Origin of the sequence: Pseudactinotalea sp. Z1732, from assembly GCF_049724975.1 — a bacterium.
Lineage (GTDB): Bacteria > Actinomycetota > Actinomycetes > Actinomycetales > Beutenbergiaceae > CALKWS01.
In genome coordinates, this window is sequence record NZ_JBMPQC010000003.1 from 46,473 (window position 1) to 72,804 (window position 26,332).

General features: G+C 70.2%; 24 protein-coding genes. 12 read left to right on the forward strand and 12 right to left on the reverse strand.

Annotated features, from left to right (window positions below; all coding sequences use genetic code 11):
* Positions 1 to 2 precede the first annotated feature (2 nt).
* The 6 genes from ACPL7H_RS07460 to ACPL7H_RS07485 form a co-directional block, all read right to left on the reverse strand.
* Entirely contained in the window at positions 3 to 689 is a 687-nt protein-coding gene (locus ACPL7H_RS07460) for a hypothetical protein (protein WP_424796380.1), read from the reverse strand.
* Between the two features lie 87 nt (positions 690 to 776).
* A complete protein-coding gene (locus ACPL7H_RS07465; RefSeq protein WP_424796381.1) occupies positions 777 to 2,096 on the reverse strand; it encodes a serine/threonine-protein kinase in 1,320 nt (439 codons plus the stop codon).
* A complete protein-coding gene (locus tag ACPL7H_RS07470) occupies positions 2,093 to 2,800 on the reverse strand; it encodes an RNA polymerase sigma factor (protein ID WP_424788939.1) in 708 nt (235 codons plus the stop codon). The genes ACPL7H_RS07465 and ACPL7H_RS07470 overlap by 4 nt, the downstream gene beginning before the upstream one ends.
* Before the next feature lie 58 nt (positions 2,801 to 2,858).
* Entirely contained in the window at positions 2,859 to 3,206 is a 348-nt protein-coding gene (locus tag ACPL7H_RS07475) for a hypothetical protein (RefSeq protein ID WP_424796382.1), read from the reverse strand.
* A 72-nt stretch (positions 3,207 to 3,278) separates the two neighbouring features.
* Positions 3,279 to 3,935, reverse strand: coding sequence for a LuxR C-terminal-related transcriptional regulator (locus tag ACPL7H_RS07480; protein WP_424796383.1), 657 nt, complete (start codon positions 3,933 to 3,935; stop codon positions 3,279 to 3,281).
* Positions 3,932 to 5,170: a PspC domain-containing protein gene (locus ACPL7H_RS07485; protein WP_424796384.1), complete on the reverse strand. Its 1,239-nt coding sequence runs from the start codon at positions 5,168 to 5,170 to the stop codon at positions 3,932 to 3,934. Before ACPL7H_RS07485 ends, ACPL7H_RS07480 begins: the two co-directional genes overlap by 4 nt.
* A gap of 159 nt (positions 5,171 to 5,329) precedes the next feature.
* On the opposite strand from ACPL7H_RS07485, the gene ACPL7H_RS07490 reads away from it, so the two are divergent.
* Both ACPL7H_RS07490 and ACPL7H_RS07495 read left to right on the forward strand, forming a co-directional pair.
* Positions 5,330 to 6,886, forward strand: coding sequence for a PspC domain-containing protein (locus ACPL7H_RS07490; RefSeq protein ID WP_424796385.1), 1,557 nt, complete (start codon positions 5,330 to 5,332; stop codon positions 6,884 to 6,886).
* Between the two features lie 97 nt (positions 6,887 to 6,983).
* Positions 6,984 to 7,250 (forward strand): hypothetical protein, encoded by a 267-nt coding sequence (locus ACPL7H_RS07495; protein ID WP_424788944.1) that lies wholly within the window; start codon positions 6,984 to 6,986, stop codon positions 7,248 to 7,250.
* A gap of 89 nt (positions 7,251 to 7,339) precedes the next feature.
* Here the strand turns inward: ACPL7H_RS07495 and ACPL7H_RS07500 are convergent, their stop codons facing one another.
* Positions 7,340 to 8,533, reverse strand: coding sequence for a glycosyltransferase family 4 protein (locus ACPL7H_RS07500; RefSeq protein ID WP_424796386.1), 1,194 nt, complete (start codon positions 8,531 to 8,533; stop codon positions 7,340 to 7,342).
* A gap of 292 nt (positions 8,534 to 8,825) precedes the next feature.
* On the opposite strand from ACPL7H_RS07500, the gene ACPL7H_RS07505 reads away from it, so the two are divergent.
* A complete protein-coding gene (locus ACPL7H_RS07505) occupies positions 8,826 to 9,650 on the forward strand; it encodes a methyltransferase domain-containing protein (protein ID WP_424796387.1) in 825 nt (274 codons plus the stop codon).
* On the opposite strand, the gene ACPL7H_RS07510 is transcribed toward ACPL7H_RS07505, so the two are convergent.
* From ACPL7H_RS07510 to ACPL7H_RS07520, 3 genes are read right to left on the reverse strand one after another with little or no spacing between them, the layout of a single operon-like run.
* Entirely contained in the window at positions 9,614 to 10,012 is a 399-nt protein-coding gene (locus ACPL7H_RS07510) for an MmcQ/YjbR family DNA-binding protein (protein ID WP_424796388.1), read from the reverse strand. The two genes, ACPL7H_RS07505 and ACPL7H_RS07510, sit on opposite strands and share 37 nt — an antisense overlap.
* A gap of 41 nt (positions 10,013 to 10,053) precedes the next feature.
* Positions 10,054 to 11,628, reverse strand: a complete 1,575-nt coding sequence (guaA, locus tag ACPL7H_RS07515; protein WP_424796389.1) for a glutamine-hydrolyzing GMP synthase — start codon at positions 11,626 to 11,628, stop codon at positions 10,054 to 10,056.
* 33 nt (positions 11,629 to 11,661) lie between these two features.
* Positions 11,662 to 12,561 (reverse strand): DUF3626 domain-containing protein, encoded by a 900-nt coding sequence (locus ACPL7H_RS07520; protein ID WP_424796390.1) that lies wholly within the window; start codon positions 12,559 to 12,561, stop codon positions 11,662 to 11,664.
* A 154-nt stretch (positions 12,562 to 12,715) separates the two neighbouring features.
* On the opposite strand from ACPL7H_RS07520, the gene ACPL7H_RS07525 reads away from it, so the two are divergent.
* Positions 12,716 to 13,882, forward strand: coding sequence for a nucleotide sugar dehydrogenase (locus tag ACPL7H_RS07525; protein WP_424796391.1), 1,167 nt, complete (start codon positions 12,716 to 12,718; stop codon positions 13,880 to 13,882).
* 37 nt (positions 13,883 to 13,919) lie between these two features.
* Here the strand turns inward: ACPL7H_RS07525 and ACPL7H_RS07530 are convergent, their stop codons facing one another.
* Entirely contained in the window at positions 13,920 to 14,411 is a 492-nt protein-coding gene (locus ACPL7H_RS07530; protein WP_424796392.1) for a DUF3817 domain-containing protein, read from the reverse strand.
* A 191-nt stretch (positions 14,412 to 14,602) separates the two neighbouring features.
* Here ACPL7H_RS07530 and ACPL7H_RS07535 point away from each other — a divergent pair, with 191 nt between their 5' ends.
* The 4 genes from ACPL7H_RS07535 (at position 14,603) to ACPL7H_RS07550 (ending at position 20,052) form a co-directional block, all read left to right on the forward strand.
* On the forward strand, positions 14,603 to 15,619 hold the full coding sequence (locus tag ACPL7H_RS07535; RefSeq protein ID WP_424796393.1) for a hypothetical protein: 1,017 nt from the start codon (positions 14,603 to 14,605) through the stop codon (positions 15,617 to 15,619).
* 131 nt (positions 15,620 to 15,750) lie between these two features.
* A complete protein-coding gene (locus ACPL7H_RS07540; protein WP_424796394.1) occupies positions 15,751 to 17,646 on the forward strand; it encodes an ABC transporter ATP-binding protein in 1,896 nt (631 codons plus the stop codon).
* Complete coding sequence (locus ACPL7H_RS07545; protein ID WP_424796395.1) at positions 17,643 to 19,376, forward strand: ABC transporter ATP-binding protein; 1,734 nt, start codon at positions 17,643 to 17,645, stop codon at positions 19,374 to 19,376. The genes ACPL7H_RS07540 and ACPL7H_RS07545 overlap by 4 nt, the downstream gene beginning before the upstream one ends.
* 70 nt (positions 19,377 to 19,446) lie before the next feature.
* Complete coding sequence (locus ACPL7H_RS07550) at positions 19,447 to 20,052, forward strand: DUF1349 domain-containing protein (RefSeq protein ID WP_424796396.1); 606 nt, start codon at positions 19,447 to 19,449, stop codon at positions 20,050 to 20,052.
* A gap of 17 nt (positions 20,053 to 20,069) precedes the next feature.
* Here the strand turns inward: ACPL7H_RS07550 and ACPL7H_RS07555 are convergent, their stop codons facing one another.
* On the reverse strand, positions 20,070 to 21,008 hold the full coding sequence (locus ACPL7H_RS07555; RefSeq protein WP_424796397.1) for an SURF1 family protein: 939 nt from the start codon (positions 21,006 to 21,008) through the stop codon (positions 20,070 to 20,072).
* 226 nt (positions 21,009 to 21,234) lie between these two features.
* On the opposite strand from ACPL7H_RS07555, the gene pta reads away from it, so the two are divergent.
* From pta to ACPL7H_RS07575, 4 genes are all read left to right on the forward strand, one after another.
* Positions 21,235 to 23,340, forward strand: a complete 2,106-nt coding sequence (pta, locus tag ACPL7H_RS07560) for a phosphate acetyltransferase (RefSeq protein ID WP_424796398.1) — start codon at positions 21,235 to 21,237, stop codon at positions 23,338 to 23,340.
* Positions 23,340 to 24,659, forward strand: coding sequence for an acetate kinase (locus ACPL7H_RS07565; protein ID WP_424788958.1), 1,320 nt, complete (start codon positions 23,340 to 23,342; stop codon positions 24,657 to 24,659). The genes pta and ACPL7H_RS07565 overlap by 1 nt, the downstream gene beginning before the upstream one ends.
* Positions 24,660 to 24,837: 178 nt before the next feature.
* Entirely contained in the window at positions 24,838 to 25,329 is a 492-nt protein-coding gene (locus tag ACPL7H_RS07570) for a GNAT family N-acetyltransferase (protein WP_424796399.1), read from the forward strand.
* Between the two features lie 65 nt (positions 25,330 to 25,394).
* Positions 25,395 to 26,249 (forward strand): sugar phosphate isomerase/epimerase family protein, encoded by an 855-nt coding sequence (locus tag ACPL7H_RS07575; protein ID WP_424796400.1) that lies wholly within the window; start codon positions 25,395 to 25,397, stop codon positions 26,247 to 26,249.
* Positions 26,250 to 26,332 lie beyond the last annotated feature (83 nt).

Here is a 26,332-nt window from a genome sequence, read left to right on the forward strand (position 1 = left end):
ACTCACCACTCGACCTGCGCGTCGGAGAACTCCACCAGACCGTCGATCACCAGGACGTCGATGGTGTCGATGTCGTCCTCGGGTGCGGCGTAGTAGGCGTGGTACATCAGCGTCTGGCCGCTCTCGACCTTGGTCCCCGCGGGAGTGGAGTCGGAACTCCAGGTGTCGCCGCTTCCCTCCAGGACCGAGTACTGCTTGAGGTTCTCCCGGTCGTTCAGGACGGGCCGGAGCCTGCGATTCTGGTTGAGGGTGTAGAGGGTGTAGTCGCTATCGCGGCCACCCTCCGGGCTGAAGGACAGGTCCAGGCGCATGACGTCGCCCTCCACCTGCAGGGAGTGCAGCCCGACGGTGACCTGCATCTCGCCGTCCGGCAGGTCATAGGTGATGGTCGCGGCGGCGTCCTCGGGGCCGCGCACATAAGTGCCGCCGGAGGCCGCGTCGACCTCCTCTGCCTGGGCGTCGTCGGCGGTTCCCTTCTCGTCGTCGTCCGCGTCTTGTTCGTCTCCGTCAGGGCCATCCGCCACATCGGGCGCCTGCTCCGCATCCTCGGCGGGCTCCTGGGTCTGGTCGGCGGGGTCGAACTCGGCGGAATCCTCGGGACCGCAGGCAGCCAGGGTGCCGGCGGCCAGGGTCACACCGGCAATCGCGCCGAGCAGGCGCCGGGACGGGGAGATACGGGAGGTGGTCACAGGGCTCTCCTTGCTGTTGGGTGGTGAGTCTCGCCCGTGAGTCGCATGCCAGGGCTGAAAAGTTGCACGACCCGAGTGTGAGATGGCTCACTCGGTGACAGTGAGGTGGTGCACTGCCTCCAGGTCGGTGCCATCCGGGGCGCGCGCTCGCAGGACCACGGTTGCCCGTCCGGGTGCGGCAGCGGTGATGGAGACGCTCGGGTGGTCCACCAGGTGTTGTCCGGTGGGCAGCGTCCACACCCAACCCTCCACCTGGTCGGCCTCGGCGGAGAAGGTGGCCGGTTGTCCCACCGCTACCTCGCTGGGACCAGTGATGGCAATGCCGGCCTGACCCGAACGGTCCGTGGGGCCTGGACCGAGGAGGGAACCGGCGAGCCAACCGGCACCGGCGGCGAGGACCACGGCGAGCAGCGCGACGGTGAAGAGGGGCCACCGGCGGCGGTGTCGGGGCTGGCGGCTGGGTGCGCTCGTGGAGGCGGCGCCGGATGCTCCGGCATCTGCAGACGTCGGTGCTGCCGCGTCGGTGCCGGGATCACGTGGCTCAGAGGGCGCATGGCCGGCAGGTGCCGGTGGTGCCGATACCGCAGTGGGTGCCGGTGGCATCGAGGCAGCTTCGACGTCGGCGAGCCAGCAGGCCACGTCCGGGTGCCGGTCGGCGGGGTCGGTGGCGGTGCTGCGGCGTAGGGCCTCGAACAGCGCCTCGGGCAACTCCGCGCCGCCGCTGCCGCCCTGGTGGCACAGCCACAGCAGCAGGGCGGACATAGCCCACAGATCCGCCCGGGTATCGATGATGCCCGGGCCCTGCTGTTCCGGCGGTCGGAAGCCGGCGGTGCCACCGGCCACGGTCAGCCCGGAGTTCAGGGCGAGGTCCTTGCACATGCCCAGGTCGGCGACCACCAGCCGCTCTCCCGGGGCCACCACGGCGGCGCGTGCACCGTCACCACGGTCCGCACCGCCGGGGTCTGGTTCGCTGGTGAGCAGCACATTGCCCGGGCTCAGGTCCCGGTGCACCAGGCCGGCTCGGTGCACCGCCTTGATCGCGGCAGCCAGCGATCGGGCAACGGTCAGCACATCCGCGCGGGCTGGTGACCAACCCCGGGTGCGCAGGTAGCCCACCCGCTCGGCCAACGTGCCACGGTCGGCGTGCTGGAGCACCAGGTAGGGCTGTTGGCGCTCGGACTCACCGATGTCGTGGATCGCGATCACGTGCGGACTGCGAATCCGGCGCAGGCTGCGCCCCTCAGCGATGAACCGCTCCCGCACCTCCGGATTGAGGCTGTGATTCTCGGCGAGCATCTTCACCACCACCACATCATCCAGGCGGGTGTCCACCGCCCGGTGCACCGTGGCGAAGGAGCCCACCCCGATCACGCCCTCCAGCCGGTACCGGCCCACCTGGTTACTCATGGGCACCTCCCTGACCGGCGGGCTCGATCGTCACCCTCATGCCAGTGCGCCGCGACCAGGGCGCGGCCACGGGCGATCCGGGACTTGGTGGCGCTCAGGCCCACACCCAGCCGCTGCGCCACCTCGGTGTAGGACAGGCCCTGGACATCGCGCAGCACCACGGGTTCACGATAGTGAGCCGGCAGCAAGCCGAGCACCTCGGTGATCGTGGCGCGGGTGGCGATCACCGAACTGATCCGCACGCCCGGACCCACGTCATCGGCGGGCAACGGCGCAGTGGCGCGTTGCCGCCGCAGATGATCGACTACCCGGTTGCGCACGATCCGGTGCACCCACGTGCTCAGTTGCGAGTTACCGCGGAACGACCCGATGGATTCGGCGATGGAGATCAGGCTGTCCTGCGTCACGTCGTCCACCGCAGCGTGATCCAGTAGTGCCTGGTGGGCGAACCGGCGCACCAAACCGGAGGCATCGAGGTTCTCGATCAGTAGTTCCGTCGCCAGCGGTGCGCCGTCACCCCCGGCAGCGGCCACCTGCGCCAGTGTCTCGAGCACCCGTGCCGGCATGACCGGTGGGTTCGTGTCGTCGTGGTTCGTACCGTCGTCCTCGCGACCGGCGCTGCCGGCTTCGGCGAGCGCCCCCAGCACGCGGCGGGCGGCCAAGGGGTCACCGGAGCGCACCGCGTGGTTCAGTTCGCTGAGCACGCTCGATCCCCCTGGTATTCGCCCGGCCGGCAGTGACGCCGACGTCCTCCCGGTTACCTCACCACAGAACGGCGAGTGCCACGTTCACTGCGATCAGACCGGCGATCCCGCCGAGGTAACCGCGGGCGATCGTCTTCTCATGGTTGCGTCCGCCGAAGATCACCATCGCGGTGATCGCGAGGGCGATGATGAGCTTCACCGTGATCTTGGTGTGGTTGATGTCCGGTCCAGCCACTCCCGCCGAGGCCACCCCGACCAGGATGATGCCGGTGAACAGGGCGGTGAGCACACCGTGCAGCACCCCGGAGTTGAGCACGGGCTTGCGCATGCCGGCGACTACCCCGCCGAAGGCGATCGCCCAGCCGAGCAGGTGCAGCACCACGAGAATCAGGTACACAGTTTCCATGCCTGCACCCTACTGGCCACTACCGATGTCCCGGCCCGCACCGGCGCCCCGCCGGTCCAGGTGCGGCCCACATCACAGCAACCGGCGAGCCGCCGCCCAGTGGGTGAGTTCGTTGCGGGAGGACAGCTGCAGTTTGCGTAGCACCGCCGAGACGTGGGTCTCCACGGTCTTGATGGAGATGAACAGTTCCGAGCCGACCTCCCGGTAGGTGTATCCGCGGGCGATCAGCCGCATCACCTCCTGCTCCCGGGCCGAGAGCCGGTCCAGTTCGTCGTCGTGGGTGGCTACATCGGAGGCGGCGGTGCCGAAGGCGTCCAGGACAAAGCCGGCCAGGCGCGGGGAGAAGACCGCATCCCCCTCGGCCACCCGGCGCACAGCATCGGACAATTCGGCTCCATCGATGGACTTGGTGACGTATCCCCGGGCCCCGGCCCGGATCACCGAAACCACGTCCTCGGCGGCATCGGAGACCGACAGCGCCAGGAATCGCACCCGATCGAGCAGGTCGACGCATCCGGCGATCACCTCCGCTCCCCCGCCACCACGGCCCCCGGGCAGGTGCACGTCCAGGAGCACCACGTCCGGCAGGGCATCCCGCACCACCGCGATCGCCCCGGGCACGTCCTCGGCCTCCCCGACGACCTCCAGGCCCTCGCCCAGTTCGCCGCGCACGCCGGTGCGCACCAGCCGGTGATCATCGACCAGCACCACCCGCAGTCCCTGACTCATCCTTGCTTCCCTCCATTGACCGGCATCCGCAGGTGCACCTCGGTGCCGCGGCCGGGATCACTGCGCACCTGGGCGCTACCCCCGTGGCGGTGCATCCGCCCGATGATCGAATCGCGCACGCCGTGCCGGTCGGCACCGACCTGTTCCGTGTCGAACCCCTCACCACGGTCACGCACGAACACCTCGGTGGCCGTCTCGTTCACCTGCACGTAGAGCGACACCGGTGCGGCCCCGTGCACCACGGCGTTCACCAGCGCCTCCCGGGTCGCAGCCATCAGCGGTTCGGTGCCGGCCGACGGCGAGCCGTCGCCGGCGGTGACGACGTCGATGACCGCCCCGTGCAAGTCCTCCACCTCGGCCGCCAGGCTACTCAGGTCCGCCGCGATGGAGTCACCCGGTTCGGGGCGATCCCGATAGAGCCAGTCCCGTAGTTCCCGCTCCTGGGCCCGGGCCAGGCGCTGAACCATGACCGGGTCGTGGCTGCGGGACCGGATCAACGAGAGGGTCTGCAGGACCGAGTCGTGCAGGTGGGCGGCGATATCTGCCCGCTCGGACTCCCGGGCGCGTGCGGCCCGTTCGGCGATGAGTTCGCGCCACAACCGCAGCCACCACGGCGCCAGCACCAGTGCCGCACCGGCCAGCACCACCATCCCGGCGAGCAGGCCGCGCAGCACCTGGCCGGCGCCCTGCCCCTGTCCGATCAGCAGCACCACGCCGACCACCGACAACGCCACGCCACCGCCCACACGCACCAGCACAGCGCCTCGGGACTGGTTCCCCTCACCGGCGCCACCGACGGAATCGAGTTGGCTCCACGCCAGCGCGGCCCCCGCCAGCAACACCACCACCGGGAGCAGCCAGGTGCCCATCGCGTCGGCCCCGAACCGGATCGCCACCAGGCTCGCGGCGATCAGCAGCAGAATCCCACCCAGGGACACCTGGCCGACGACGCCCTGGGTGGCCGGCGTGCGAAGGGCCGGAATCAGCCGCGCCAGGCGCGGGGGCTGCGCACTCGCCGAGCCGTGGGGGACGGTCAGGGCCAGCCAGAGGTACATCAGCGCCCCGGCACCGGCTGCGAGGGTGGTGAGAGCGAAGATCCATCGGATGGTGCGCACCGGAACGTCCAGGTGCACCGCAAGCCCGGCGCATACGCCGGACAGGATCCGGCCACGCTCCGGGCGGCGCAGGGGTGGCCTGGCCCGGCTGCTCGCGACTGCCGGTGCGGGTGCATTCACTCCGTCATCGTGTCACGCGGGTCGGCACAGCGGCAGGGCAGAACCAGCAAATCAGGGGACCCCCGGGCCGATCTCCCGGCTTCAGGAAGCGTAATCCAGGGGCAGGTCAGGGTGATCCCCGATGGTGCCCGTCGGTGGCACCGGAGTTGACTGTCGGGTATGGATCACGACCGTCGGCAAGACCCTGTCGTACCGCAGGGCCCGCCCGGGCACGAGCACGCGCCGTCCGGTGGCGCCGAGTACGCCCATGAGCACAGTCCGGGCACCGGGGCCGAACGACCCGGCCACGGAGGCCCCGGTGCCTCCTTCTTCGACTCCCTGCGCCGCAGCGGATGGATCCGCACCGCCGACCGCTGGATCGGTGGCGTCGCCGGCGGAGTGGCGCGCCGTCTCGACGTCGACCCGCTGCTGGTGCGCGGGGCGTTCGTGGTGCTCACCTTCTTCGGTGGGCTCGGTCTGCTCTTGTACGGCCTCGGCTGGGCGCTGCTCGCCGAGGAGTCCGACGGCCGGATCCACCTGCAGGAAGCCCTGCGTGGCCGGTTCGACGCCGGACTGGCCGGGGCGCTGGTGCTGGTGATCATCGGTCTGAACCGGCCCGGCCTGTGGTGGCACGGGTTCTGGTGGGGGGACCCGTGGGCCACCTTCGGGTTCCTGGTCGTCACCGCGCTGGTGCTGGTGGTGCTGCTGTGGATCCTGCCCAGGGCCCGAGGTGAACGTGGTGACGCGCCCGCCCCGGGGACGGGTACCCCGCCCGCCTCACCGGATCCGGGCGGATCCGCGCCTTCCGCTCCATCCTCCGGCGCGCCGGGTGGTCCCGCGTCGGAGCCTCGTCCTGCACCACCGCCTCCCGCCCTTGCCAGGTCCGCCGGCGGGTACGGAGTCGGGCACGACCCTTCCCGATCGACCGGCCACAGCGGTACCGCTGGCACCTACGGAGCCCGGCCCGGCGCTGCCGCGGCGAGCACCCCGACGGCGACGAGCGCACCCGCGTACGTTCCGTCGTCGGCTCCGCCGGACGGGCGCCACCGTTCGATCGTCTACGCGATCGCCGGGCTTGCCCTGGTCGGGATGGCCGTGGTGCAGATCCTGGGCCGGATGCTGGAGTGGGAGGTCTCGCTCTGGCTGCTGAGCGGGGGCGTGGTTCTGTCCGTACTCGGCGTGGGCCTGGTGATCAACGGCGCACGGGGCCGGCGCGCCGGGGCCCTCGGCGGCTGGTCCGTGCTGGTCGCCCTGGTTGTGGTACCGCTGACCCTGGCGCTGGCGGTCGCCCCCCAGGTGCGCGACGCGCTCACCCTGGCCCCGGGCAATGTCGGGGATGCCTACTGGGCACCGTCCTCGGCGGACGCCCTGGAGGCCGGACACGTCCACACGGCCGGAAGACTGCGAGCCGACCTGAGCGCGCTACCTCCCGACACGTCGCTGGCCGAGCCGGTGGAGATCACCCTGGCCGCCGGGCAACTGGTCCTGGACGTTCCGCAGGGCCTGGACGTGGACGTCAATGTCCAAGGCACCGGATCGCTGCGGGTGGAGCAGCCGGGCACCTGGTTCGCCGAGAGCGCCCGCGTCCGCACCGACGCCGATGTGGTCCTGCTACGGGACCTCTCCCTGCGCTCCGCCGGCGGATCGGGCTCGCCCGATATTGAACTTGACGTGGCGGTGGGGGCCGGGGCGATCGTGATCCGGCAGGTACCCCCGGCGGGAACCGAAACAGGCTGAGAAGGCGACCGAACGACCAACGATTTCACACGAGGGGTGAAGCACGATGAGACCGACCGAACCGATTTCCACGTCCCCGCCGGCGGCGGATGGCGCCGTGACCGAACCGCACGGCTACGCCAACCCCGGGAGCCCGCAGGGTCCCCCTCCGGCCCGCACCGGCACGATGGTCTGGGGCCTGGTCGCGGTTCTGGTTGGCCTGGGTGCGATCGCCGTGGCCACCGGCCGACGGGTCGACCTGGAGATCGCCCTGATCTCGCTGTTCATCATTGCAGGGTTCGGGCTACTGATCGGGTCCGCCGTGTCGGCCCTGCGCAGTTCCAGCCGCGAGCGCAAGGGCGGACAGGGTCGGCAGGGCCAGTGACAAGCGCCGCGCCCGGCGGACCGGTGGGGTGACCTGCCCCGCTCCAGGCCGGTCTAACGCCGCGAGGCCGGCCTCGGCTGCGGCAGGTCTCACCGGCGGCGACCGGTCTCGGTGGAGCGTGGCAGAGCGCGGGCACGCTGGTACAGCCCGTCCACCCGTTCCAGCACATCCGGCCAACCCAGCGCCGGCGGTTCGGCCCGGTTGTTGGTGGTGATCGTGCGGAGCAACCCGGGCTCACGCGCCAGCCGCACCAGCGCGTCGGCCATACCGGCGTCACCGCGGACCAGCAGGCCTTCGACACCGTCGGTGATGAACTCGGCGATCCCGCTGTCCCGCATGCCCACCACGGCAAGACCGGCTGCACGGGCCTCCAGTGCGGCCAGTCCGAAGGCCTCCAGGGAAGTCGGGGAAACGAATACGTCCTGCGCCCGGTAGAGGGTCGGCAGCACGTCGCGGGGCACCCTGCCCAGCAAGGTGATCACATCGTCCAGTTCGGCGGCGGCGACCCGCGAACGCACCGCGGCCATGCCGGGCCCGTCCCCGGCCAGCGTCAGGTGGATACGTGGGGTGTCCCGCTCGGTGCGGCCGAGGCGCTCGTGTACCTGGGCGATCACCCGGATCAGGGGCACGGTTCGCTTGCGCGAGGCCATCCGCTGGCTCGCCACCACACGCAGCACGCCGGGCTCGGCACCGGGCTCGGGTCGGACGGCTACCCCGCGCCAGGGGGCCAGGTCCAATCCGTTCGGCACCACCTGCACGTCCGAGCGACCCAATGCCTGGGCGACCTGCCCGGCCACCAAGCCACTGACCGCGCTGGGAGCGAACGCTGCGGTGTCCCACTGCGTCGCCCGTGCGCCCCAGCCCAGCAGGTGCCGGGCACCGGAGAGCACGCAGTGCCAGGTAATGGCTAACGGGAGGCCCACATCCCGGGCCGCCATGGCGCCGGCGTAGGCGAAGGGCGAGACCACCCCGGCGTGCACGTGCACCACGTCCGGTTTGAGCAACCGCAGCGCCCGGGTGATCAGCGCTCGTCCCCGCGGATGCACCGGGACCCCGAAGGTAGCCGGGGTGGCCAGTCGGTGCACCCGCAGCCCACCGTCCTCGGTGCTGGAGAACCGGTGCCGGGAACGCCCCGGTGGCACCGCGGCACGGTGCTGTGCGGTGGCGGTCAGGACGTGGACGGCGTGGCCGGCCCGCGCTTGCTGGATCCCCAGATCCTGGACCTGGTTCTCGATGCCGCCCAGCCGTGGGGCGAAGCAGTCGGAGATGTGGACGATGCGCACCCACTCACTGTAACCAGCGCGCCGCCCCGGCGACCGCTCACGCAGCGCCCACACGCCGCGCCGCTCGCGCCGCGCGCCATAACAGTCCAATTGGATCGTTGTAGCGCTCACAACGAGCCCGCAGGCGCTGTAACGGACCAATTGGATTGTTTGGGCGCGGCCGGTGGCGAGCGGGCGTGCTCGGGGGGCGCGGCCGGGGGCGGCCCGACGCGCTTGTGGGGACCGGACGCGCTGGGGGGATCCAGGACGTTTATCTTGACGTCGAGATAATTGGGGAGGGAGAATGCCACCGATGAGCGCGAACTGGAACCCGGCCACCTACCTGCACTACGCCGACGAACGTTCCCGGCCCTTCACCGAACTGCTCGCCCGGGTCCCCACCGAACCGGCCACCATCGCCGATCTGGGCTGCGGACCGGGCCACCTGTCGCGCCTCCTGCGGGCACGTTGGCCGCACGCACGCATCGACGCGCTCGACTCCTCGGCCGAGATGATCGAGCGAGCCCGGACCGAGCACCAAGCCCCCGGCGTGCACTATCACCTGGGCGACCTGCGCACCTGGCGCCCCCCGGTGCCTGTGGATCTGCTGATCTCCAACGCCACGTTCCAATGGGTGCCCGGTCACCTGGACCTGCTTCGCGACCTCACCGAGCACGTCGCCGATCAGGGCACACTGGCGTTCTCTGTGCCGGGCAACTTCGATGGCCCGAGCCACCGGTTGCTACGCAGCCTGACCAGGAGCGACCCCTATGCCGCGTACACCGAGAACGTGACCTTTCCCGAGGCGCACGACCCCGACGTCTATCTGGAGGCCCTGGCCGCGCGGGGGTGGCGGGTGGACGCCTGGGAGACCACCTACTTGCACGTCCTGACCGGACCCGACCCGGTGCTGACCTGGATCAGCGCGACCGGCGCGCGCGAGGTCCTCGCGGCCCTGCCGCCGCAGTTGCTCGAGCGGTTCCGCGCCGAGTACGGCGCGGCGTTGCGGCAGGCCTACCCCGAGACCGAGCACGGCACCGTGCTGCCCTTCCGCCGGGTATTCGTGGTGGCTCGGCGTCCCGGTCGCACCGACCCGGCGGCTCAACCTGCGCCATCGAGCCCCCGCTCAGCCAAATAGGCCCGGGCCGTCCGCTTGGGAGCGCGGGACAGCCAGGCCTCGACGATCAGTTCGTGGAGTTCGTCGGCCGGCAGTTCCACTAGCCGGGCGAGCACCATGGGGAATCCGTCGAAGTGCGGCGTGGTGAAGTACACCTCGGGCGAGGTGGACAACAGCATCTCCTTCACGCCCAGATCGGGCACGTACGCGCCCAGGATGGGACCCTGTGGCGCAGCCTGACCGAGTGCCTCGTGATCGGACTTGCGCAGCGGACGCTCCAACGCGAACAACTTCGACCGCACGCGCCACTCGTGCCTGTCCTCGCGCTGCTCGGCCTCGGGTAGCGCGTTGGCGATCCTTCGGACCTCGTCCCAGGTGGCCATGTCCCATCATATCGAACACAGTCAGCCGGGCCCCGCCCGGCTCACTCCCACTCGATGGTGCCCGGCGGCTTACTGGTGACATCCAGCACCACCCGGTTCACCTCAGCCACCTCGTTGGTGATCCGGGTGGAGATCCGGGAGAGCACCTCGTACGGCAACCGGGTCCAGTCCGCCGTCATGGCGTCCTCGGAGGAGACCGGCCGCAACACGATCGGGTGGCCGTAGGTGCGCCCATCACCCTGGACCCCCACCGAGCGCACAGCGGCCAGCAGCACCACCGGGCATTGCCAGATGTCCCGGTCCAGGCCCGCGCGGGTCAGTTCGGACCGCACGATCGCGTCGGCGCGGCGCAGGATGTCCAACCGCTCACCGGTCACCTCCCCCACGATCCGAATCCCCAGCCCGGGCCCGGGGAACGGCTGGCGCCACACGATCGACTCCGGCACCCCCAGTTCCAGACCCACCGCGCGCACCTCGTCCTTGAACAGCGTGCGCAGCGGCTCAATCAGGTCGAACTGCAGGTCATCGGGCAGGCCGCCCACGTTGTGGTGGGACTTGATGTTGGCCGATCCGTCAGCGCCGGACTCGACCACGTCCGGGTACAGCGTGCCCTGCACCAGGTATCGCACCTCGTCGTCGAACCTCCCGGCGGCCTCGACCACCTCCCGGGCGGCCTGCTCGAACACCCGGATGAACTCCCGTCCGATGATCTTGCGCTTCTCCTCCGGGTCGCTCACCCCCGCCAGGGCATCGAGGAAGCGCTGCCGGGCATCGACCACCATGAGTTTGACGCCGGTGGCCTCCACGAAATCTTCCTCCACCTGCTCCGCCTCCCCGTCGCGCAGCAGACCGTGATCGACGAACACGCACGTCAACTGGTCCCCGACCGCCTCCTGCACCAGGGCAGCGGCCACCGAGGAGTCGACCCCACCGGACAGCCCGCAGATCACCCGATCGGTGCCCACCTGGGCACGGATGGCTTCGACGGTCTCGGCCACGACATTTCCCGCGGTCCACTCCGCTGCCAACCCGGCCCCGCGGTAGAGGAAGTTCTCCAGCGTGGCCTGGCCCAGTTCGGAGTGGCGCACCTCAGGGTGCCACTGCATCCCGTACAGGCCCCGGGCGGCATCCTCGAACGCTGCCACCGGGGAGCCCGCGGAGGTGGCCAGCACCGTGAACCCCTCCGGCGCCTCATGTACCGCATCGCCGTGGGACATCCAGGTGGACTGCTCCGGGGTGGACCCATCGAGCAGCGTTCCGGTGTGCTGTACCTGGACCACCGTGCCGCCGTACTCACGGGTCCCGGTCCGTGCCACGGTGCCACCGAGGGCTGCGGCCATCACCTGGAACCCGTAGCAGATTCCCAGCACCGGGACCCCGGCGGTGAACAGGGCCGGATCCACCGACGGAGCATCGTCGGCGTACACCGAGGCCGGGCCCCCGGACAGGATGATCGCGGCCGGGTCCTTCGCCAGCATCTGCTCCACAGTGGTGGTGCGCGGAATGATCTCGGAGTAGACCGCCGCCTCGCGGACGCGGCGGGCGATCAGCTGGGCGTACTGGGCCCCGTAGTCAACGACGAGTACCGGTCTGGAGGTCTGCGGCGCGATGGTCACGACCCCAGGATAGGGCGCCAGGGCCGGCCGCATTCACCGTCCGAACCGCGCCACCAGGTGCCAGACCCGCTTCAGATCCTGCTCGTGCGCGCGCCCGGTGGCCGCGGCACGTCCGATCACCGCCGCATCCAACCGTCCGCCCTCGGCGATCTGTTCACCGACGGCGACGATCCCAGCACCACGGAAGTCCGGATGTCGCCGCAGCTCGGCGACGGTCAGGACGCGACCCTCGTGCCACTCCACCGGCACACCGAGGGCGTGCGCCTGATCCTGCACCAGGGTCCCGGCGTAACAGAGATCCAGGACGAGTGCCTCGACGTCGGTTGCCAGGTGGATCGGCCCGTGCACGTGGGCCTCGATGTAGTCGTCCAATGCACCACCCAGGGCCGCCTCCTGCGCCTCGGTGCGTGGCGTTGCGGCGAACTCCTCGGCCAGGGGAATCAGGTCACAGGACTGGGCGGTAGCGAAGTCCTGCGGGTTCAGCACCGAATCCGGGAAGCAGAACGTGGTGCGCGCCAGAGTGTGCCGGGCCAGACGCAGGTGGGCCGACCCGAACCGGGGGGCCGCCCCGATGGAGCGCCGGCGGTGGTTCAACGCGCCGTACTTGGGTCGCTGGGCCGGTGGTGCGTCGTCATAGGCGCCATCGAAGATCCGCTGCTCCCAGCGCCACCGGTCGCCGCCGGGGTGGGCGCTCAGCCCACCGGCGGAGGTGCCGGTCTCGAACTGGCTGCGGTAGGTACCGTGCTCGGCCATCTGCGCCAGCACCGTCCGCCCATTCGTGAGCCGGTCGGGGTGGAAGTTCAGCGTCACCCGCAGGTCCCCTTCCAGCGCCGGACCGCGGGCTCGCCTGCGCACCGCCGCCACCGCACGGCAGGCCCAATCGGTCATCTCGCCCGCCGTGCCGGCGGCAGCGCCCGGGGTGACATCGCTCATCACCAGCACTATGCCGCCGCCACCCCACTGGCCACAACAGCACCCGCACGCGTGATCCCCGCCTCAGTACTTCTCCCGGTGGTGGGGTCGGTGACACACTGAGGCTGCGTCGTCGTCGGGCACTGCCCGGCGCACAGAGAGTGAGGAGCGCTGGGTGAGGATCGCTGTGGTGGGCACCGGGTACGTCGGGCTGTCCCTGGCCGTCATGCTGGCTCAACATCATCAGGTGCTGGGCCTGGACATCGATGCTGAGAAGGTGGCCCAGATCAACGCCGGCCACTCCCCGATCATCGATGCGCTGCTCCAGGAGTACCTGTCCACCAAGGAGTTGAACCTGCGCGCCACCACCGAGGCCACCGAGGCGCTGGAGGGGGCGCGGGTGGTGATCGTGGCCACCCCCACCAACTACGACGAGGTGTCCAACTACTTCGACACCTCCTCGGTGGAGAAGGTGCTGGTGCAGGTCGGCGAGTTGGCCCCGGAGGCCACCGTGGTGATCAAGTCCACCATCCCGGTGGGATTCACTTCACAGATGCGCACCGAGCACCCGGGCCTGAACGTGCTCTTCTCCCCGGAGTTCCTACGCGAGGGCCGGGCGCTGGAGGACAACCTCTACCCCTCCCGGATCGTGGTGGGTGAGCAGTCCGAGCGCGGGCGGGCCTTCGCCGATCTCCTGCTGGAGGGGTCCCTGGCCAAGGATGTGCCGGTGCTGCTGACCGGGTCCACCGAGGCCGAGGCGATCAAACTCTTCGCCAACACCTACCTCGCACTGCGAGTGGCCTACTTCAACGAGTTGGACACCTACGCCGCGGCCCACGGGCTGAGCACCCGCCAGATCATCGACGGGGTGGGCCTGGACCCGCGGATCGGGGCCCACTACAACAACCCCTCCTTCGGCTACGGCGGGTACTGCCTGCCCAAGGACACCAAACAGCTGCTGGCCAACTACGACGAGGTCCCGCAGAACCTGATCCGAGCGGTCGTCGATGCCAACACCACCCGCAAGGACTTCGTGGCCGCCGACGTGCTGCGCCGCAACCCGCAGGTGGTGGGGGTCTACCGGTTGATCATGAAGGCCGGTTCGGACAACTTCCGCACCTCCTCCATCCAGGGCATCATGAAGCGCATCAAGGCCAAGGGCGTGGAGGTCATCGTCTACGAACCGAACCTGGATGAACCGGACTTCTATCACTCCGAAGTGGTCAACGACCTGGAGGACTTCAAGGCCCGCGCCGACGTGATCGTGGCCAACCGGCCCACCGATGAACTGCAGGACGTGGCAGCCAAGGTCTACACCCGCGACCTGTTCGGGCGGGACTGAGCCAGACCGCGGCCCACCCCGGCGCCGCGTCCGGGCCTCAGGCGTTCTCTGCCGGGGACCAGGTCGGGCCGTTGCGGGCGGCGAGGGTCTCCTCGAACCAGGTGCGGGCGTTGCGTTCCATCACGAACGACAGCACCGGCACCACCCCACCGGCGATCAGGGCCACGATCCGACCGAAGCCCCAGCGCATCCTCGACCACAGGTCGAACACCGACACCAGATAGACGACGTAGATCCACCCGTGGACGAATGCGATCCAGTTGCCCAGCACCGGAGCGGCGCTCCCATCGGCCTGCACTCCGTTGAGTTGCAGGGCGTACTTGAGGAACATCTCCACCACCAGCAACAGCAGGAACCCGCCGGTGATGAAGGCCATCACCCGGTAGCGGGCGAAGGAACCACGGTCCCTGGAGTCGACCAGGGCCTCGCTGGTGTCCCGTCCACCGTGGCCGTCCGGCGCATCGGATGAACCGCCGGCCGGCCGGTCGCCGCTGCGGTCCACGGGCTGGGAGGGCGTGGGCTCAGTCATCCCCCCATTGTGTCACCGCCCCGCCCGTAGTTGCCCAGCAGGTCCTTGCTCGCGCCCCGGGGGCAGTCCGGATCTCCTACTCCAGGTCACGATAGGCTGATCCCAGGTGGGCACACCCTGGCGTGTAGCGACCGGACCCACGGTGACCATGGCACGCTAAGGCACGCCTGCCCCTCGACCAGGAGCCACACGTGCCCGCCGAACCCACCCCGTCCCGGCCGTCGCCGCGCACCCGCCGGCTGCTGCTGCCGGTGACCATGGCGGTGGTGGCGATCGTGGTCGCGGTGATGCTGCTGAACCGGGAGAGCCCGGACGACGTGCAGCGCCAGGACCAGGTCCAGGCCTGGACGGCGGACCTGGATGCCTGGGCCGGGGCCACCACAGAACGGCTCGGCCCGGCCGGCACCCCCGAGGCCGGCGAGCACGACCTTGCCGCGCTGTTCGAACCGGACTGGACCCAACCCGTGCGCTACCCGGTGCAACCCAGCACCGCAGGCTGGGCCGACGTCGATGCCGTCAACGCCGCGTGCACCGCCTATACCTCGTTCATCCAGTCCGGGCAGGAGGCCGTCCAACCCCCGGCACCTCCGACGGGTCTGGACACCGAGCACCCAGACGCCGGCGAGACCGGCCAGCGTTTCGGCGACTACCAGCTGGCGGTGGCGGACTTCCAGCGCAGCACCGGCGGCATCGAGTCGGCCGTGCGGACCTTCTGCGGGACCTACCCGGCGCTGGTGGCGGCGCACGCCGGGGCCGCGGAGGCACAGGCGGACCTGGATGAGGCGCTCCGGTGCACCGAGGCCGGCTGCGCACACTCCCCCGACTCGGCCACCACCCCGGGCGAGCTCGTCGAACTCGCCGAAGCCGCGGCGGCGATCCCGAACGACCAGATCCAAGCCTCGCTGAGCACCCAGTGCTACCTGGTGGACCTGGCACCGGTGTGCGCCGCCGATGCCCTCGAGGCCGCGGAACTGGCCCGGGCCTGGCGCGCCTGGGACGGGGAACTGACCGACGGCGGGCCCGACGACGACGTGGCCGGGACCGAGACCATCATCGGGGCCGCCCGCGCCGACTTCGACGCCACGAGCGCCGACCTGGACCGCGCCGGTGCCGGCGAGCTCGCACAACAGCATCTGGAGGAGTTCGGCTCGACGCTTTCCGGCGCCGCCACCGAACTCTCGGCGGCCCTGGACCAGGCCCCGGCCTGAGCCGGTGAAGGCGGCCACCACGCCGGGCCGCACGACAGCGCCGTAGCCAGACCGCGCCCTTCCCGCCACCGGGGCCGGGTGACCGAAAAGACATGGCTCGCCCGGTCCGGGCTGGCCTAACCTTGACCCTCGTGCGAGCCCTTCCTCACCCCGATCCCGGTCGCCCTCCGCTGACCGGTCCAGCCGCCTTCATCTGGTGGCAGGCCAAGCGGCAGTGGCCGGTGCTGCTGGGTGCCATCGGATTCGGGGTTCTCGGTGCCCTGTGCCAGGCTGCGCTGCCCTACATCCTGGGCCGCGCGGTCGATGAGGGCCTGTCCGCGGGCGTGGGCGAGCAGTTGATCTTCTGGTGCATGGTGCTGCTGGGTGTCGGTGCCGTCGCGATCGTGGCCAACGCCGTCGGGCACCGCTTCGATGTGGCCAACTGGCTGCGCGCTTCACTGAACGCCTCCCAGTTGCTGGGCCATCACGTGACCAGGTCCGGTGCGGGCATCACCAAGGAACTGCCCACCGGTGAGGTGGTCGCCACCGTGGCCACCGACGCGCTGCGGTTCGGCGAACTCTTCGCCGGCATGGCCCGGTTCCTGGGTGGCGTGGTGACCTACATCGTCGTCGCCCTGGTACTGCTGAACAGTTCGCCGGCGCTGGGCCTGACCGTGCTGATCGGGCTGCCGGTGGTGGCGGCGATCCTGGCGCTGCTGGTCCGGCCGCTGCAGCGCCGCCAGGCCGCGCAGCGGGAGGCCCAGGGCCGGTTGACCACGCTGGGTTCAGACACCGTTTCCGGCCTGCGGATCCTGCGCGGGATCGGTGGGGAGGACGTCTTTGCGCAGCGCTACCACGACCAGTCCCAGCAGGTGCGCCGGCGCGGGACCGCCGTGGCGCAGACCCAGTCGACCCTGGACGCGTTGCAGGTACTGCTGCCCGGGTTGTTCCTGGCACTGGTGGTGTTCCTCGGTGCGCACCTGACCGTGCGCGGGGAACTGACGCCGGGTCAGCTGGTCACCTTCTACGGCTACGGGGTGTTCCTGACCCAACCACTGCGCGCAGCCACGATGGTGGTACAGCACGGCACCCGCGCGGTGGTGGCCGCGCGGAAGATGATCAAGGTTCTGCAGGTGGTCCCGGACGTCGCCGACGAGGGCACCGCAGCGGCACCGGCACCGGGTGCCACCCTGGTTGACCTGCGCTCGGGTCTGGAGGCCAAGCCTGGTCAGGTCCTGGCCGTGGTGGCTGCAGACCCCGACGCCAGCGCCGATGTGCTGATCCGGATGTCCCGGCTGATCGACACCGACACCACGGTGTGCTGGGACGGCCAGGACATCCGCTCCTACCCGCTGGCCGCCGTGCGCGAGCGGATCGTGCTCGGTGAGCCCACACCCGCCCTATTCACCGGCACGTTGGCCACCGAGGTCGACGCCCGCGGTGGGTCCACGCCGGAGGAACTGCTGGCGGCCCTGGACGTCGCCGACGCCGGTGACGTGCTGGAGTCGCTGCCGCAGGGCCTGCACGGGCGGATCGCCGAGAAGGGCCGGTCCCTCTCGGGTGGGCAGCGTCAGCGCGTGGCCCTGGCCCGGGCGCTGACCACCGATGCCGAGATCCTGCTGCTGATCGAGCCGACCTCAGCGGTTGACGCCCACACCGAGGCCCGGATCGCAGCGAACCTGCGCACCGCGCGAGCCGGACGGACCACGGTGATCGTCTCGGCCAGCCCGCTGCTGCTGGAGCACGTCGATGAGGTGGCGTTCCTGGGCTCCGACGGCGTGGTGCGGGCCCGCGGAGGCCACCACGAACTGCTCGAGGCCGCCGAGGCCGGGTTCGAGCACGCCCGGAGCTACCGGGACGTGGTCAGCCGCAGTATGGGTGAGCCCGGGGAGGGAGCGGCCGAGGACGGCGAGTTCGCAGACGGCAAACCCGGGCACGGGGAGACCGATGACAGCGAGACCGCAGGGGGCGCGGCCGAGATCGACCGGACCCTGGCCCGCGACTCCACCGAACCTGCCGGCGCCACCGGGGAAGGAGTGCCGCGATGACATTGCCCGTGGCCGACTCGGCGACGGTTCGCTCACGCACCGGCACCCTGCTGCGCCAGCACTCGGCGAAGCTGACCGGTGTGGTCACCCTGCACACCTTGGCGGCACTGGCCGGCCTGGTGGGGCCGTGGCTGCTGGGCCGGATCATCGACGACGTCACCGGCGGCACCACCGCCGCCGCGCTGAACATCATGGTGGCCATCCTGGTGGCGGCCGTGCTCGCCCAGACGGTCCTGGTGCGCTTTGCCCAACGCAACGCCATGATCCTGGGTGAGGAGGTCTTCGCCGACCTGCGCGAGGACTTCATCGCCAAGATCACCGCCCTGCCGCTGTCCACGGTGGAGCAGACCGGTACCGGTGACCTGGTGGCTCGTACCACCAACGACATCGACCGGGTGCAGTACACGGTGCGCTTCGGTGTGCCACGGGTGCTGGTGTGCCTGGCCACGATCCTGCTGACCGTGGTGGCCGGGCTGCTCACCAACGCGCTGGTGGCGCTGGCCACCTTCGTGGGGGTACCGGTGCTGGTGCTGGCCACGCGGTGGTACCTGCGCCGGGCCACCCCGGCCTACCTGCGCGAGTCAGCCTCCTATGCCGCCATCAACGGCTCCCTGACCGAGTCGGTCGAGGGCGCCCGGACGGTGGACGCCTTGTCCCTGGGAAAGCGGCGGCGCGAACGGATCGACGCCGACATCTCCGAGGCGTTCAAGGCCGAGAAGTACACCCTGTGGCTGCGTACCGTGCTGTTCCCCGGGATCGACGCTGCGTTCATCCTGCCGATCGTGGCCGTCCTGCTGTGGGGCGGGTACCTGGTCGCAAACGGGCACGCCACCATCGGTGCGGTCACCACGATCGCCCTGTACGCCATGCAGATGATGAACCCGATCGAGGAGTTGATCTTCTGGCTCGATGAAATCCAGGTGGGCGCGGCGTCCATCTCCCGGATCTTCGGAGTGGAACTGGTCGAGAAGGACCGCACCGCCTCCGGTGAGCAGCCCGAGGACCAGCAGATCAGGACCGAGGACCTGCGGTACGCCTACCGGGAGGGCCAGGATGTGCTGCACGGCATCGACCTGGACCTGCAGCCGGGCGAGCGGCTGGCGGTGGTGGGCCCCTCCGGGGCGGGCAAATCCACCCTGGGCCGGATGCTGGCCGGGATCCACCCGCCCACCGGCGGCACGGCGGCCGTCGGGGGGGTGCGGTTGGTGGACCTGCCGCTGGAGGACCTGCGCAAGCAGGTGGCCCTGGTGACCCAGGAGCACCACGTGTTCGTGGGCTCACTGGCCCAGAATCTGCGCCTGGCCAAGAACGAGGCCGACGACGACGAACTGCACCGGGCCCTGGCTGCGGTGGACGCACTGGGGTGGGCCCGGCGCCTGCCACGCGGTCTGGACACCGAGGTCGGCTCCGGCGGAGTCGCCCTGAGCCCGGCGCAGGCCCAGCAGGTGGCACTGGCCCGGTTGGTGCTGATGGACCCGCACACCCTGGTGCTCGATGAGGCCACCTCGCTGCTGGATCCGCGGGCGGCCCGGCATCTGGAGCGTTCCCTCTCGGCGGTGCTGCACGGGCGCACCGTGGTGGCGATCGCACACCGGCTCTACACTGCCCACGACGCCGACCGGGTGGCCGTCGTCGACGCCGGCCTCATCTCCGAGATCGGCCCGCACCACGACCTGGTCGAGGCCGGCGGGGACTATGCCGCCCTGTGGGAGTCCTGGAACCAGGAGTAGCCCGCCGACGGCCGGGGACGCGCTCTGGCAGGCTGTGCTCATCACCAACCGCCTACGCAAGGAGACACCGATGAGCGCCCCCCGCCTGGATGGCCTACCCGACCTCACCTGGACCAACGGCCCTGGTCAGTGGGATCTCACCGACGGTGTTCTCACCCTGACCTCGGCGGCCCGGGTGGACTGGATCAACTACGCCTCCGCGGGAGACCAGCCCTCCCGGCAGACCGCCACCAGCCTGGGGTTCGTCCCGGAGGGGGACTTCCAGTTCTCCGCCCGGGTGCAGGTGCCCGGTCCCCGGACCACCTTCGATGCCGGTGTGCTGACCCTGTGGGCCGACGCCGAGCACTGGGCGAAACTGTGCTTCGAGTACTCGCCGCAGGGTGGGGCGATGGTGGTCAGCGTGGTCACGAACGGCTACTCCGACGACGCGAACTCCTGGGTGGTCGACGGCGACACGGTCCATCTGCGCATCGCCCGGATCGGTCCGGCGTACGCCATGCACGCCTCCAGCGACGGAGACAGGTGGGACTTCGTGCGCGTGTTCCGGTTGGCCACCACCGACGCGGTGGCGGTGGGGATGCTCGCCCAGGCACCGACCGGTGACTCCGGCACCGCACGTTTCAGTGACATCACGTTCACCGAGACCACGCTCGCCGCACTCCGCGACGGCTCCTGACCGCGCCGCCGTTCTACTCAGGGGGCGGGCACACGCGCGCGCACGACGTCGTCGTCGGCATGTTGTGTGCTGGCAGCACCGGTGGGTCCGGCTCGGCGCGCCTCCTCCCCCTCGTCGTCACCGCCGGGCCCACCACCGGGCCCACCACCGGGCGCACCGGCCGGCGCGGAGGCGCGGCTCTTCGCGGCCTGCTCGCGGTCGTACCGGACCTCATCGCGCACCATGCGCCACCACAGGAACAGTGCGAACCCGCCGAAGATCCACCACTCGGCGGCGTAGGCCAGGTTCTGGATGTTCAGTCCGGCGTCGGCGATCTCGGGTGGGCCGACCTGCGCCATCGGTGGCCCGACCTCGGGTTCGGCGGAGATCAGGCGCAGGTGCGCCGAGTAGATCGGACCGCCCCACACGTTCACCAACTGGGCCGAGCTCACCGCGTCCACCAGGTGTGGCTCGGGCAGCCGGGCCCCGGCCCCCTCCGAGGGGGCCAGGTACGCCAGCACCCGCACCGGCTCGCTCGGCACCTCGGTGAGCAGGTCCGGATCGGCCTCGGGAACCCAGCCGCGCACCACCGGAACCACGGCTCCGGCGTGCTCGCCCTCACCGAGCACCAACGCGGTCAGCACCCAGTACCCCACCTGACCCTCGTGGGAGCGACCGACCACGAAGAACTGATCCTCCTGCTCATACACTCCCTCGGCGATCACGCGCAGACCCACCATCTCCTGGACGAGTTGGGTCTGCGGACCCACCACCTCGCCCAACGGCTGCGGGGGCGCGCTCTCACGTTCGGCCTGCTCCATCGCCGCAACCTGGTCCCCGCGGACCTGGGCACGCTCCAACTGCCACATCCCCAACCGCACGCACACCATCGCACCGATCAGCAGGATCACCAGGATTCCGAGCAGGCGAGGCTTGGTCGCTGCTCGCAACCACTGCCGCCACACCCCTTGATCCACCCACCCAGCCTACGCCGCGTCGCGGCCGGAATCACCACGCCGAGGGCGCCCCGCCGGCACACCCCCAAGCCGCAACCGGGCACTCTCGGGCATCCGCGCATCCGCTGGCCGCGGCGCCCTGCACAACGTCAGCCAGCCCACACCCGCTCCCGCCGCGGGAGCATCCGGTGGCCGATAGCCTGCGGGGTAGGCAGCCGCACTGAACTCCACCCGAGGAGCAGATCCCATGGTCTCCAGCGTCTACGTCACCTCGCCCGAAGGGCACACCGGGAAGTCATCGGTGGCCCTGGGACTGGTGGATCTGTTCGTGCGGCGGGTCACCCGGGTGGGCGTCTTCCGCCCCGTGGCCCGCAGCGGCACCGAACCGGACTCGGTGCTCCAACTGCTGCTCAGCCACGACGGCGTGGACCTGTCCTACGACGAGTGCGTGGGGGTGACGTATGAGGACGTGCACGCCGATCCCGACGCGGCGCTGAACACGATCATCCGCAAGTACCGGCTGGTGGAACGGCAGTGCGAGATGGTGGTGATCGTCGGCTCGGACTACACCGACGTGGCCGGCCCGACCGAACTGGCTTTCAACGCCCGCGTCGCAACCAACCTGGGTTCCGCCGTCGTGCTTGTCACCTCCGCAGTCGACCGGCCTGCTGAGGCGGTGCGCTCGATGGTGGACGTGGCCACCGCCGAACTGCACTCCGCGCACGCCAAGGTGGTCGCGGTGGTCGCCAACCGCGCCAACCCCGATGAGTTGCCCAAGGTACGTGAGGCGCTGGCCGATCTGCCGCTGCCGGCCTGGGTGATGCCCGATATTCCGCTGCTGTCGGCGCCACTGGTGCGGGACCTGATGCAGGCCGTCGACGGCACCCTGATCGCCGGTGAGGAGGCGCTCCTGGAGCGGGAGGCCGAAGGGGTGATCGTGGGCGGGATGACCATGGAGCACATTCTCGACCGGCTCACCGAGGGGGCGATCGTGATCGTGCCCGGCGACCGCTCCGACGTGATCCTGGCGGTGCTGTCGGCGAACCGTGCCGAGTCCTTCCCCACCCTGTCCGGGCTGATCCTGAACGGCGGCTTCCGCCCGCCCGAGCCGGTCCGGCGGTTGCTGGACGGGCTGTCGCTGCAACTTCCGGTCATCACCACCGACCTGGGCACGTACGAGACCGCCAGCGAGGTCGCCAGGACCCGGGGACTGCTCTCCGCGGGCACCCAGCGCAAACTCGACCTCGCCCGAGCCACCTTCGCCACCCATGTCGACGGCGAGCAACTCCTGGATGCGGTCGACATCCCCAGGACCGACGTCGTGACGCCGCTGATGTTCGAGTACGACCTGCTCGAACGCGCCCACCAGGCCGGCAAGCACGTGGTGCTGCCGGAGGGCGCCGACGATCGCATCCTGCGCGCAGCATCCTCCCTGCTCGCCCGCGACGTGGCCGCCTTGACGCTGCTGGGTGAGGAGTCCGAGGTACGCGGTCGGGCCCGCCGTCTCGGCCTGGACCTGGACGCCGCGCAGGTGCTCTCCCCCACCGATCCCGACCTGACCGAGCGCTTCGCCGCCGAGTACACCGCGCTTCGCGCCCACCGGGGGATGACCATGGACCGGGCCCGGGAGATCGTCACCGACGTGTCCTACTTCGGCACCATGATGGTGCACCTGGGTCTGGCTGACGGGATGGTCTCCGGCGCACAGCACACCACCGCACACACCATCCGGCCGGCCTTCCAGATCATCAAGACCGTCCCGGGCGTCTCGATCGTCTCCTCGGTGTTCTTCATGGCCCTGGCCGACCGGGTGCTGGTGTACGGCGACTGCGCGGTCAACCCCGACCCGACCGCCGAGCAACTGGCCGACATCGCCATCTCCTCAGCCCGCACGGCCGCCCAGTTCGGGGTGGACCCAAGGATCGCGATGCTGTCCTACTCCACCGGGGAATCCGGGTCCGGGGCCGAGGTGGACAAGGTTCGCACCGCCACCGAACTGGTGCGCGAGCGCCGCCCGGACCTCGTGGTCGAGGGGCCGATCCAGTACGACGCGGCCGTGGACGTGTCGGTGGCCAAGGCGAAACTGCCCGGTAGCGCCGTGGCCGGCCGCGCCACGGTGTTCATCTTCCCGGACCTGAACACCGGCAACAACACCTACAAGGCGGTCCAGCGCAGCGCCGGTGCGGTGGCGGTGGGACCGGTACTGCAGGGCCTCAACAAACCGGTCAACGACCTCTCCCGCGGGGCGCTGGTGCAGGACATCGTCACCACGGTGGCGATCACCGCCGTGCAGGCCGAGGCCGCTGCTCAAGCCGGGCACGACCAGGCGGTGCAGACCGAAGGGATCGGGTGATGGTGAACGACGACGGTCGCGACGGCGGCGCGAACCCGGGTGCGGACGCCCGCGACGGCGGCGCTCCCCCTGGCCGCGCAACCACCAGCGACGACGGCGCAACCGCTGCTGGCAGCGCGCGCGGGTCCAGCGGGGTGGTCCTGGTGATCAACTCCGGTTCCTCCTCACTGAAGTACCAGGTGGTGGACACCGGCGCCGAGCAAGCCCTGGCTACCGGCCTGATCGAACGCATCGGCCAACCGCTGGGCATCTGCACCCACTCCAACGGTGGCCGGGCCCAGCGCACCGAACAGCCCGTGCCGGACCACGAGGCGGCCATGGCCCTGATGCGGTCCGCCTTCGACCAGCACGGTCCGGACCTGGACGATTCGGACCTGGCCGCGGTGGGTCACCGGGTGGTCCAGGGCGGGGCCAGGTTCGGGGGGCCGGTGCTCATCGACGACGAGGCCATTGAGATCATCGAGAGCCTCGTGGACCTGGCGCCACTGCACAATCCCGCGAACCTGCAGGGCATCCGCGCCGCCCGGGAGTACTTCCCGCAGATGAAACACGTGGCGGTCTTCGACACCGCTTTCCATCTGACCATGCCCGACTACGCCGCCACCTATGCCATCGACCAGGCGGTGGCGGCCGAGCACCGCATCCACCGATACGGCGCGCACGGCACCTCCCACCAGTACGTCTCCCGGGAGGCCGCCCGGTTCCTGGGCATGGGGCCCGAGGAGGCGAACCTGATCGTGCTGCACCTGGGCAACGGGGCCTCGGCCACCGCGGTGCGTCAGGGCCGCTCGGTGGACACCTCGATGGGCCTGACGCCGCTGGAGGGCCTGGTCATGGGCACCCGCTCGGGTGATATCGACCCGGCGGTGGTGTTCCACCTGGCCCGCACCGCGGGGATGGGCATCAACGAGATCGACGAACTGCTGAACCGCCGCTCCGGCATGCTCGGCCTGAGCGGGCATGCCGACATGCGCGACGTGGACGCGGCGATCACCGCCGGGGACGCCGATGCGCGCCTGGCCCGGCAGATCTACACCTACCGCATCCGCAAGTATGTGGGGGCCTACACCGCGGCACTGGGGCACGTGCACGCCATCGTCTTCACCGCCGGGATCGGGGAGAACGACACGGCGGTGCGCGCTGAGTCCCTGGCCGGGCTGGAACGCATGGGGATCGAGGTGGACCCCCAGCGCAACACCGCACCGGTGCGGGGCACCCGCGTGATCTCCACCGACGACTCCGCGGTGGCGGTGCTGGTCGTACCCACGAACGAGGAACTGGAGATCGCCGGCCAGGCGCTTTCGGTGGTCAGCGATTGAGGCCGTTTCTGCGCTGCGGTGCCGGGGCACCGATCTGCCCTCCCGCGACCGGGGCACCGCTCGGTACGCGTGCCGCGACGGCCCGGGCTGTGGTCGCGATGAGGATGTCGGGCCTCGAGTTCGCTGCGCCGGCGTGCCCGCCGAACTACCATGGGGGTGATTCCAGGGAGGTGGCCAGGTGACCGAGGACAGGGCAGACGTGGTGCTTCGTGAGGTGACCGACTCGGATCTTCCGGTGTTCTTCGGGCACCTGCGCGATCCGCAGGCCGCCGCGATGGCCGCGATCGCCGATGATCACCCCAACGATCAGCACGCCTTCGAGACCAGATGGGCAAAGTTGCTCCGCGATCCCGAGGTGCATGCGCGCACCATCACCTACGCCGCGAGTGACGAGGTACTCGGCCACATCGTGGGCCTGCCTGTGGACGGGGAGTTCCGGGTCTCCTACTGGGTGGACCGGGCCCACTGGGGGCAGGGGGTGGCCACCGCAGCGTTGCGCGCGTTCCTGGACGAAGTGCCGATCCGGCCGGTGGTGGCTCGCGCCCCGCGGCACAATGACGCCGCCGTGGTGGTCCTCAAGCGCAACGGCTTCCAGATGGTGGGCGAGGAGTCCGGGTACGTGCTCGAACGCGGCACCGTGATCGATGAACTGATTCTGCGCCACGCCTGAATCCAGCCCGGTGGCGCGGCGTCCGGCCGTTTTGACGAGCCATCCCAGCAAGCGAGAGGAAAACAATGCCCACGATCGGTGTGCAGGCCATGATGCTGCGCGACCACGCCAAGGAGCACGGTGTAGGTGAGTCCCTGCGCCGGGTGGCCGAACTCGGTTACCGCGCGGTGGAGATGTCCCAGATCCCGATGACGCCGACGAACGTGGAGGCGATTGAGCGAGCCCAGCAGGACCTGGGTATCGACATCGCCTCGTTGTCCGCCTCCTACCTGCCCCAGCGTGGTTCGGACAGTCTCAGCGAGGATCTGGACAAGATCAGCGCCGACTGCGAGCGCCTGGGCGTGCGGTACCTCCGCATCGGGATGGCACCGCTGCAGTACCTGACCAGCATCAGCGATGTGGCCGACTTCTGCGCCGGTGTGGACAAGGTCGCGATGGAACTGGCCCAACGGGGGGTGCGGTTGTACTACCACAACCACCACGTGGAGTACGGACGCCTGGAGGGGCGCACGCTGCTGGACATCATCTACGATTCCGCGCCGAACCTGGGCCTGGAGGTGGACGTGCACTGGGTGCAACGCGGCGGCGACGACCCGGTGCGGGCGCTGCACCGCTACGGCGAGCGGACCGAGTTGGTGCACCTGAAGGACTACCGGATCGCCATCATGCCGCCCGAGGCGATCGAGGCCCGCGAGGCCGGGGACTTCGCCGCCTTCGGTGAGGCCTGGCGGGACCTGGTTCAGTTCGCCGAGGTGGGGGAGGGCACCCTGGACTTCCCCTCGATCATCACCGCCTCGGCCGAGATCGGCGCGGAGTACCTTTTCGTGGAGCAGGACCAGTTCTACGGCCGGGACGTGTTCGAGTGCCTGCGCATCTCCCGCGACAACCTCATCGCGATGGGCTTCGGGGAGATGTTCTGAAACTGGAGTGCTGATGGGGTGACTTCGGCGCCACCACGGTCTACCTGAACACTGCCTCGATGGGGCTGCCTCCGCGCACCACC

Excerpts from the sequence above, each read along its gene's own strand:
- ACPL7H_RS07465 (WP_424796381.1), bottom strand. The coding sequence starts at position 2,096 with ATGAGTAACCAGGTGGGCCGGTACCGGCTGGAGGGCGTGATCGGGGTG.
- ACPL7H_RS07475 (WP_424796382.1), bottom strand. The coding sequence starts at position 3,206 with ATGGAAACTGTGTACCTGATTCTCGTGGTGCTGCACCTGCTCGGCTGG.
- ACPL7H_RS07480 (WP_424796383.1), bottom strand. The coding sequence starts at position 3,935 with ATGAGTCAGGGACTGCGGGTGGTGCTGGTCGATGATCACCGGCTGGTG.
- ACPL7H_RS07490 (WP_424796385.1), top strand. The coding sequence starts at position 5,330 with ATGGATCACGACCGTCGGCAAGACCCTGTCGTACCGCAGGGCCCGCCC.
- ACPL7H_RS07505 (WP_424796387.1), top strand. The coding sequence starts at position 8,826 with ATGAGCGCGAACTGGAACCCGGCCACCTACCTGCACTACGCCGACGAA.
- ACPL7H_RS07510 (WP_424796388.1), bottom strand. The coding sequence starts at position 10,012 with ATGGCCACCTGGGACGAGGTCCGAAGGATCGCCAACGCGCTACCCGAG.
- ACPL7H_RS07520 (WP_424796390.1), bottom strand. The coding sequence starts at position 12,561 with ATGAGCGATGTCACCCCGGGCGCTGCCGCCGGCACGGCGGGCGAGATG.
- ACPL7H_RS07530 (WP_424796392.1), bottom strand. The coding sequence starts at position 14,411 with ATGACTGAGCCCACGCCCTCCCAGCCCGTGGACCGCAGCGGCGACCGG.
- ACPL7H_RS07545 (WP_424796395.1), top strand. The coding sequence starts at position 17,643 with ATGACATTGCCCGTGGCCGACTCGGCGACGGTTCGCTCACGCACCGGC.
- ACPL7H_RS07550 (WP_424796396.1), top strand. The coding sequence starts at position 19,447 with ATGAGCGCCCCCCGCCTGGATGGCCTACCCGACCTCACCTGGACCAAC.
- pta (WP_424796398.1), top strand. The coding sequence starts at position 21,235 with ATGGTCTCCAGCGTCTACGTCACCTCGCCCGAAGGGCACACCGGGAAG.
- ACPL7H_RS07565 (WP_424788958.1), top strand. The coding sequence starts at position 23,340 with ATGGTGAACGACGACGGTCGCGACGGCGGCGCGAACCCGGGTGCGGAC.
- ACPL7H_RS07575 (WP_424796400.1), top strand. The coding sequence starts at position 25,395 with ATGCCCACGATCGGTGTGCAGGCCATGATGCTGCGCGACCACGCCAAG.